Genomic DNA, 7,174 nt, shown 5'->3' on the forward strand with positions numbered 1-7,174 from the left:
CTTTAGCGGAAGGTATCGCCATTGCAGCTCCAGCACGTTCAAAACAAATTTTAGAAGCTGTACGAGAAACAAATGGTACAGTTATTGATATTCAAGAAGATGAGATTCTAAGTGCACGGGAGAAACTTAGTGAAAAAGGTTTTTATGTTGAAGTGACATCAGCGACCAACTATGCCGGTTATTTAAAATATGGAAAGAAATCGAATGAAAAAGTAATAGTACCTCTTTGTGGTGCAGGTATAAAATCAAAATAAACGAAGAGGAATAGATTATTACTTTTTTACAAAAAGAATTCGACAAGAATTTTAAGCCCCCTGGGAATAGATGATTAATTTATTCGGTAAGGCTATTTCGTTATTGTAATAACGGGTGGTTTATGTTGAACAAGAACAACTAGTAATACAAAGTCATTTACTGCGTAATACAAATATGCTGAGCATTGAAACGACATCTATTTGTGCTAACTTTGTGAAACAATGTATTTACGCTAATCATGACGGAGAGTTTGTAGAGGTTAAAGTAGAATAATTAGTTAAAATGTTATTAATCTAAACAGACGCAATCATAACAGAAATCACTCTCGTGTTAACGGAATAAAGTTTGTTGAGTCAGGGAAACAGTTAAACTTAAGAAGTAGATATTAGCTAACGAAGGCAAGATTTTAAAAAGGCGATCTTACGGGAACGTCTTTTTTATTTTTTCCTCAAATTGTTGGAATATTATGTTAAAATTGATGTGGAAGTTATTGAACTAAAAAGTAGTTATTAAGAGTTCAACAATAATGGTATTAATTTAAGAAAGAGTGGAGTTTATGTTAGATATAAAAGTAATTGAACAAGAGGAACTTGGTAAAGTATCTCGTTTTATCGCAGAGCTTAATCATGATGAAGAATCACATATTGGCTTTTGTGGGAAAGAACAAGACGAAATTGCACATTGTATGAAAAATGATATGGATGATATTAATTATACGGATAGCTTCATTGTAGCGTATGAAGGTAATGAATTAGTAGGTGTATTAGGGTTTGACGCAGATTTTGAAAATAGTAATGCCGAAATATGGGGGCCATTCATAGTTCCGAGTAAGTGGGATATCGTTTTTGACATGTGGAATGAGATGACAGATTTGCTTACAAGTGAAATAGAATCATTAGAAATGTTTCCGAATTTGAAAAATGAACGAGCATGCCAGTTTGCCAAAGATGTTTCATTTGAAAAATATAGTGATGAATCAATATTAACTTTTGAACGTAATGATCGACATGAACTGAAGAGTGATTCTATTGATGAAATGACCCCCGCGTACTACGACGATATGAAACAACTTCATGACGAAGCATTTCCTGGTGCTTACTATAGTGGTCAACAAATTATAGAACGCTTAGATGAAGATAAGAAAGTTTTTATAAAGACTAACGACGGTGCTCTCATTGGGTATATTTATGTCGAAGCCGAGCCTGAATTTGGTGATGGGAGTATTGAATTTTTTGCTGTTAAGGAATCTGAGAAAGGCCGTGGTGTTGGCAAGGAATTGCTGACGGGAGCTTTAAAATGGTTGTTTACATACGAGAGCATTCAATCTATCACACTTTGTGTCAACTCTACCAATGCTAGTGCAATTAACTTATATAAGAAAGCAGGCTTTCAACATCAGCATGACTTGTGTTCTTTTACTAAACAAATTGCAGACAAGTAGTGCTAATAATTAGGAGGAAAAGTAATGCTTAACGTAAGATCATTAGAAAATGAAGATTATGAATTAGTTAAAGAAGCTGAAAAAGTAATTGAACATAATTATAGGTACGGTCGACATCATATTGGTGCAGCAGTGAGGTCAAAGTCAGGAAGGATCTTTTCAGCGGTTCATGTAGAAGCCAACGTTGGAAGAATCGCCGTCTGTGGTGAGGCAATGGCTATAGGTAAATCTATATCTGAAGGGGAACATGAATTTGAGACTATTGTAGCTGTCGCTCACCCTCATCCCCACGAAGATATAGAACAATGTTGGGTTGTTTCACCTTGTGGTATGTGTCGTGAACTCATTAGTGATTATGGAAAAGATACGGACGTAATCATCATGTACAACGGGGAATTAGTGAAGTGTAACGCATGGAGTTGTTACCGGAAAAGTATACTAGTGATGTCTTATAAATGAAGAGTTATGCTCAGCAAACACAATGGAAAATTACAAAGGGGGAGGGATTTTGTATTCACTAAAATTTTGGATTGTTTTGGTTAGTAGTTTAGTAGTAGTTGGGTTAATAATAAGTTTGTCGCAAAACTGGGCATATATTGTTACTGTTCTATTAGTTGGTCTGATAGCTAAAAGGGTAAAGAAAGTTATAGAAATAGTAAATGAGCGTTAGTTGAAGAAGACAATAAAACCAACGGAACTTATTGCCTTAAGGAAGTTCCGCTTTTTTCTATAATTATCGACACTGAACTTTAACAGAGCCGCCTTTATTAAAGAAATTGATAGCAAATAGTGTTAAACAATTCTAATGGTTAAATAGAGGTGTTCATTATTAAAATACTGTTGTGGCTTACAGCAATTATAATCTCAATTTCACCTTTCATTTTATTTAATATGGTAGATATAAGTGGATATTTAATCATTACTATTTTGATAATAGGTACGATACTTAGCATAGTGGAGTTATTATTTAGACCGAAAGAAAAAAGCGAGTAACTTTTTTGAATAGTATTTGATTGGAGGTGTATTGAAATGTTTAGGGATCAACCAAAATGTACGTCTTGTCATAAAGAGATTGAAAGAAATGATATTGTTTATGTGAAGATGCGATATCCAGACAGAAGAGGCATGACTGAAATAAAGGCATACTTAAACAATGAAGGCGAGTTTATTTGTGAAGAGTGTTTTGATATTAGTTAATAGTAAGGAATAAAGGGGATGATTATATGGAACTAAACTTAGATTTTGTAGTATTGGCTGTTGGAATTGCATAGCAGGTTATTTCATTGGAGATGGTTTGCGTAACTTTGGCAAACAAAGGTATATAGATAAAATTACAGAAGAATCTTTTGATGAAAGTTATAAAGAAGATAAATAGTGTTTTTGTGCATCTACAAGAAAATTGATCGTTATTTAAGTGATTAAATCGGAGCAGTAATCTTCAAAAATAGTTGTGTTTTTCATGCTAAGATTAACCGGTTACTTTTGGGGGAAAGATGCTATGAAGCAAAAACGAAAAGTTATATTTATAACAATTATTGTCGGTTTCGTTTTAATTGTAGGATATATAATGGCGTTTCCCAAATGGTTATTTCCAAGTTTATATCCAACTTATATAGAAACTATTGAATCGAATTGGAATTTAGTATTACCAATCCCTGATAGCGAAGAAACATTATATGATACCAGAGGTGGTTTTCATGGTGATGGAGATGCTATTACCGAATTACATTACTACGAAGCCACAGACATTAAGCAAATTAAAGCTTTATCAAATGATTGGAATAGTGGTGAAGACTTAGAAATAAGATACTTTCCTAATAGGGTTCAAGATTTACTAAAGAAGATAGATGATGATGCGAGTTATTTATTTCTTCAAGGTGACCGTTTTGATTATATCATTTTAAAACTTAAAGATGAGAAACTAACAATTTACGAGTCATACATATAATGAAAATCAATTAGATATTATAAGACCATTTTCAATTATTAAAGGCAAGGGTCTAATAACGATTTTAATTTGTAACGTTCAACTGACGTTAGTAGGTTACATGTAAAAGCGTTATTCAGAATTATGCAAATTAAGGGAGGAGTAGTACATGGAAAATACTCTCCAATATAAGAATGTGAAATCTTATATTAAGGTATCATTGTTAGTCTTAACAATTTTATTGACGAGTTTAGTCATTTGGGCAGGGTTTACTGGTAGAGAGTCTATTTTGCCGTTCTTATTAACTTTAACACTGTTTTTTTTCAATAAGTAATTTAATACTTATTGATGAAAATCCAAAAAGAAAGAAGTTGTACAGGGTTTTATTTATTGTGTTATGTTTGTCAGTTGTATTAGCATTTGTAAGCTTAATCGTTGGGGTAGAATAACTTGTTTTCAACTAATGGCCAGCATAAATGGTTTATGGCGTTTGAATAATAAAACTGATTTAATAGGAGAAGAGAATGAAAGCTGGTGTTAATTTGTTTAAAGAAAGTATTAGGTTACCGTTAATATTTTTTGTGGTAGCAATTGTATGGCAGTTTATCTTTAATAATGAGGTTCAGTGGGTTGATAATGCAGGGGTATCTTTTATAATGTTTTGGATTATTCTATTTTTAAATTGGTCTAATAAACCTTATAAATGGAAGAAGGATCATATTAAGTAATTCATAATATACATAAATTTTAATGTTGTGTAATCATTGTGACCCCAATCTGTCACCATCCACTTATCTTCACAGTTCAAACTTGGTAAAATCTTTATCATATAAAAAGACCCCCGGGCCGTTACGGCGAGGGGGTCTAGTGGGGTTTGGCACCCTATGACTCCGAGTGGGCTCGAACCACCGACCTCCACCCTGTCAAGGTGGCGCTCTCCCAGCTGAGCTACGGAGTCGTGTTATGAAAGTGTCATATTTAAATTATCGACAACTAATAATATAATAGCTTATAATAAGAATGTCAATACTTTTTGAGAAGTTGGAGGTACAAATTATGCTACCACGTATGTTAACGTACTTACTTATCGGTGCTTTAATTGTAGCAGCTGTAGCGGTGAGTGTCCCTCAATATTTAAGTTACTTATTGATCGCGTTTGCTGCGATTTTCGTTATTGTGCTTGGTGCGCTTGCGTTTATTTATGGAAAGCGTGCAATACTTATGTTTAAAGAATTGAAGAAGCAATAAAAGAACGTATCGAGTTGAGCTCGGTACGTTTTTTATTAGCGTATTCTTAGGACAGATGCAACAACGGCAATTAATGCAAGAATGATGCCAAATGGCAATAACGTATATAATACAACTGGGGGCAGACTAAAGATAATATCTAATATCGGAATTAAAATACATAACGGGACGCTAATGGATATAGCGATGATGAATAACATATCGAGTTGTTTTGTATCCATGTTAACACTCCCTTAAAATAAGTTCTCACGAATGCGTTTTGGGATCATTGTCACTTCTAAGACTAGATCAACGGGTTCATAACTTTCATCGATACACTCTTTCCAATACTTTAAATGTTTCTGATCAACCCAATGTTCTGAGTTCTCAACATCTTGACCGCCTTCACCTTCAATAGAATACCAGTATAAATAGTCGACGCTATCGACTGTTTCGCGGAATATATTTTCGACGTACATCTTTTCATCTTCTAATGTCAGTAATACATCTTCCATATACTCATTTAGAAATTCCAGCCATTCATCGACGCGGTGTTCTTTTCCTTCTTTTACTCGAAAGCGTGTTAGTTCAATAATCATCATAATTGCCACCTTTATCCAGTGAATTAAATCTATTCTAACAGATTTGTATATTATTTTAATAATATTTTGTACTTTATGAAAAACTTTTTGGAAAATTTTTGAATGTAATTGGCGACAAGTTTCTAGTCTAGTATATTAAGGAGTAAAGGTGGTGTTTAATTTGCAAGTGAGTCGAAATGGACAATACTTTTTCGTATTTATAGGCTATATTGGCATAACTATTTCAGCACTTACAGTTGGTTTGTTATGGATTGAAAATATACATATTGGGTTACGATTAATAGGTTTTTAGGGTTCTTATTATTAATTATATTTATTAATTTCGTGCACAATCAGTTACTTTTTCGATGGCTTTGCAGTTTGTTTATATGTTTAGTGCGATTGTCGTTATAATCGTAAGTTATTTGTGGTTTTTTTTGAGGTGGGAAATTAATGGTTGATTTTATATTTATACTTTATTTTTGATTGGTATTTGGTATATGGAGAATCGAACAAGAGCAAAGGGAAGACCTTTTTCTTTTGCGTATATTATTAGTTTTTCTATGGTTAGTGCTTTGTAATGGTTTTGCCCTTGTTCCATTAAGAATTTTTATATATAGCCTGTTTGTATTATTGATTTTTATTATTCTAAGCTTTTTAACTTATTACTTTCGGCCAAAATATCAGGTGTTGATGAATTATATTTCTATTATGGTATTCATCTTGTCTTATCTTATATTATGGTAGAAGAAGGTGGTTCATGTTTTCTGCTTTGGTTTTGTATACATAAAAGTTTAACTCAGTTTTACATCAGGTAGTACCGCCATGCCGTATAAGCTTTTTTACTAAAGGAAATAATAAGATAACAATAAAGTGAGGGACGTGACGTTGTGAAGCGTGTTGTTGTCTTATGTGTGATGTTAATGGTGTTTTACATATGGATAATTGAAATAACTGGTGATGAAGCTGAAGGGACGGGGGCTGAGGAGATTCTAAGCTTAGACATTCCTTTAACTGTCGCTGTCATGCCGTTTGGACCATATACGCAAGAGACAACGATGGCATATGAAAATGGCCATGAAGTGATTGTTCATCTGTCGATGGAAGGGCGGCCTGGGACGTCAAGGCAATTGGGCGAAGGTGCGATCACGACACAAATGGGAGACGATGAGATCAAAGAGCGAGTGCAAGACGCGATTGATGATGTGCCGTATGCAGTTGGTATTAACAATCATATGGACTCGGTAGTGACTGAAGATGAACGCGTCATGCAGCAAGTGTTAAGTGCTGTGCAAGAGCGAGGAATGATGTATGTTGATAGTAAGTCGAATTATTTTAGTGTCGCGCCAGACGTCGCTGAAGGGTTAGGTGTGCCATTGTTGAGAACTATATCTTTTTAGACGATGTGGCGAATATCGGACACATTCGTTCACAATGCCATGCGATTAAACAGCGGCTTGAAGAAAACGAAGAATGTGTTGCCACATCGGTCACGTTGGAAGGCCAGGAAAAGAAACGGCGGCAGCGTTAAAACAATGGATTGAGGAAGTGGACGGTGAGGTCGAGTTTGTGACGGTATCAGAGCTTGTACCAGAATTTCGGTGGATTCATCATGGGTTGTAATAAGAGATGCTGAACTGTAAAAGTTTGGCATCTTTTTTTATATTTATGGGATTGTAGAAGGAGAGTGAAGTTTGGAGCGAGAATAGTAAAAAGAGGGAGGGAACATATTTTGACAAGTTA

At 34.4% G+C, this 7,174-nt stretch carries 11 protein-coding genes, 1 tRNA gene and 1 pseudogene; 10 read left to right on the top strand and 3 right to left on the bottom strand.

All coding sequences use genetic code 11. The annotated features are described in order from the left end of the window. The 7 genes and pseudogenes from A194_RS18525 to A194_RS0113205 all read left to right on the top strand — a co-directional run. Nucleotides 1-254 (top strand): pyridoxal-phosphate dependent enzyme (locus A194_RS18525; RefSeq protein WP_040402959.1); only part of this gene is annotated, 254 nt, incomplete at its 5' end. A gap of 557 nt (nt 255-811) precedes the next feature. Then, nucleotides 812-1,696: a GNAT family N-acetyltransferase gene (locus A194_RS0113170; protein WP_017187290.1), complete on the top strand. Its 885-nt coding sequence runs from the start codon at nt 812-814 to the stop codon at nt 1,694-1,696. A 24-nt stretch (nt 1,697-1,720) separates the two neighbouring features. After that, nucleotides 1,721-2,151: pseudogene (locus tag A194_RS18530) on the top strand (cytidine deaminase). A 574-nt stretch (nt 2,152-2,725) separates the two neighbouring features. Further along, nucleotides 2,726-2,893 carry a hypothetical protein gene (locus A194_RS0113185; protein WP_017187292.1) on the top strand — a complete coding sequence of 56 codons (168 nt, stop codon included), beginning with the start codon at nt 2,726-2,728 and terminating at the stop codon, nt 2,891-2,893. Between the two features lie 301 nt (nt 2,894-3,194). Continuing rightward, nucleotides 3,195-3,644 (top strand): hypothetical protein, encoded by a 450-nt coding sequence (locus tag A194_RS0113195; protein ID WP_017187293.1) that lies wholly within the window; start codon nt 3,195-3,197, stop codon nt 3,642-3,644. A gap of 148 nt (nt 3,645-3,792) precedes the next feature. Then, nucleotides 3,793-3,957 (top strand): hypothetical protein, encoded by a 165-nt coding sequence (locus A194_RS20345; RefSeq protein WP_017187294.1) that lies wholly within the window; start codon nt 3,793-3,795, stop codon nt 3,955-3,957. A 190-nt stretch (nt 3,958-4,147) separates the two neighbouring features. After that, nucleotides 4,148-4,351: a hypothetical protein gene (locus tag A194_RS0113205; protein ID WP_017187295.1), complete on the top strand. Its 204-nt coding sequence runs from the start codon at nt 4,148-4,150 to the stop codon at nt 4,349-4,351. A 157-nt stretch (nt 4,352-4,508) separates the two neighbouring features. Here A194_RS0113205 and A194_RS0113215 read toward each other — a convergent pair. Continuing rightward, a tRNA-Val gene (locus A194_RS0113215) sits at nt 4,509-4,581 on the bottom strand. Between the two features lie 98 nt (nt 4,582-4,679). Here A194_RS0113215 and A194_RS0113220 point away from each other — a divergent pair. Beyond that, nucleotides 4,680-4,871, top strand: coding sequence for a hypothetical protein (locus tag A194_RS0113220; protein WP_017187296.1), 192 nt, complete (start codon nt 4,680-4,682; stop codon nt 4,869-4,871). Nucleotides 4,872-4,906: 35 nt separating this feature from the next. Here A194_RS0113220 and A194_RS20350 read toward each other — a convergent pair whose 3' ends face one another. Both A194_RS20350 and A194_RS0113225 read right to left on the bottom strand, forming a co-directional pair. Beyond that, the gene (locus tag A194_RS20350) at nt 4,907-5,092 is read right to left on the bottom strand and encodes a hypothetical protein (RefSeq protein WP_157783064.1); all 186 of its coding nucleotides are present in this window, start codon (nt 5,090-5,092) and stop codon (nt 4,907-4,909) included. Between the two features lie 12 nt (nt 5,093-5,104). Further along, entirely contained in the window at nt 5,105-5,449 is a 345-nt protein-coding gene (locus tag A194_RS0113225; RefSeq protein WP_017187297.1) for a DUF6176 family protein, read from the bottom strand. Nucleotides 5,450-6,321: 872 nt separating this feature from the next. On the opposite strand from A194_RS0113225, the gene A194_RS18535 reads away from it, so the two are divergent. Together A194_RS18535 and A194_RS20355 are read left to right on the top strand one after the other, a co-directional pair. Then, nucleotides 6,322-6,831 (top strand): divergent polysaccharide deacetylase family protein, encoded by a 510-nt coding sequence (locus A194_RS18535; protein WP_050980528.1) that lies wholly within the window; start codon nt 6,322-6,324, stop codon nt 6,829-6,831. Nucleotides 6,832-6,904: 73 nt separating this feature from the next. Then, entirely contained in the window at nt 6,905-7,054 is a 150-nt protein-coding gene (locus A194_RS20355; RefSeq protein ID WP_157783065.1) for a hypothetical protein, read from the top strand. Nucleotides 7,055-7,174 lie beyond the last annotated feature (120 nt).

This window comes from Alkalibacillus haloalkaliphilus C5, assembly GCF_000269905.1.
GTDB classification, from domain to species: domain Bacteria; phylum Bacillota; class Bacilli; order Bacillales; family Alkalibacillaceae; genus Alkalibacillus; species Alkalibacillus haloalkaliphilus_A.

Coding starts and splice junctions, on each gene's coding strand:
- A194_RS0113225 (WP_017187297.1), bottom strand. CDS start 5,449: ATGATTATTGAACTAACACGCTTTCGAGTAAAAGAAGGAAAAGAACAC.
- A194_RS20345 (WP_017187294.1), top strand. CDS start 3,793: ATGGAAAATACTCTCCAATATAAGAATGTGAAATCTTATATTAAGGTA.
- A194_RS0113185 (WP_017187292.1), top strand. CDS start 2,726: ATGTTTAGGGATCAACCAAAATGTACGTCTTGTCATAAAGAGATTGAA.
- A194_RS0113195 (WP_017187293.1), top strand. CDS start 3,195: ATGAAGCAAAAACGAAAAGTTATATTTATAACAATTATTGTCGGTTTC.
- A194_RS0113170 (WP_017187290.1), top strand. CDS start 812: ATGTTAGATATAAAAGTAATTGAACAAGAGGAACTTGGTAAAGTATCT.
- A194_RS20350 (WP_157783064.1), bottom strand. CDS start 5,092: ATGGATACAAAACAACTCGATATGTTATTCATCATCGCTATATCCATT.
- A194_RS0113205 (WP_017187295.1), top strand. CDS start 4,148: ATGAAAGCTGGTGTTAATTTGTTTAAAGAAAGTATTAGGTTACCGTTA.
- A194_RS20355 (WP_157783065.1), top strand. CDS start 6,905: ATGTGTTGCCACATCGGTCACGTTGGAAGGCCAGGAAAAGAAACGGCG.
- A194_RS0113220 (WP_017187296.1), top strand. CDS start 4,680: ATGCTACCACGTATGTTAACGTACTTACTTATCGGTGCTTTAATTGTA.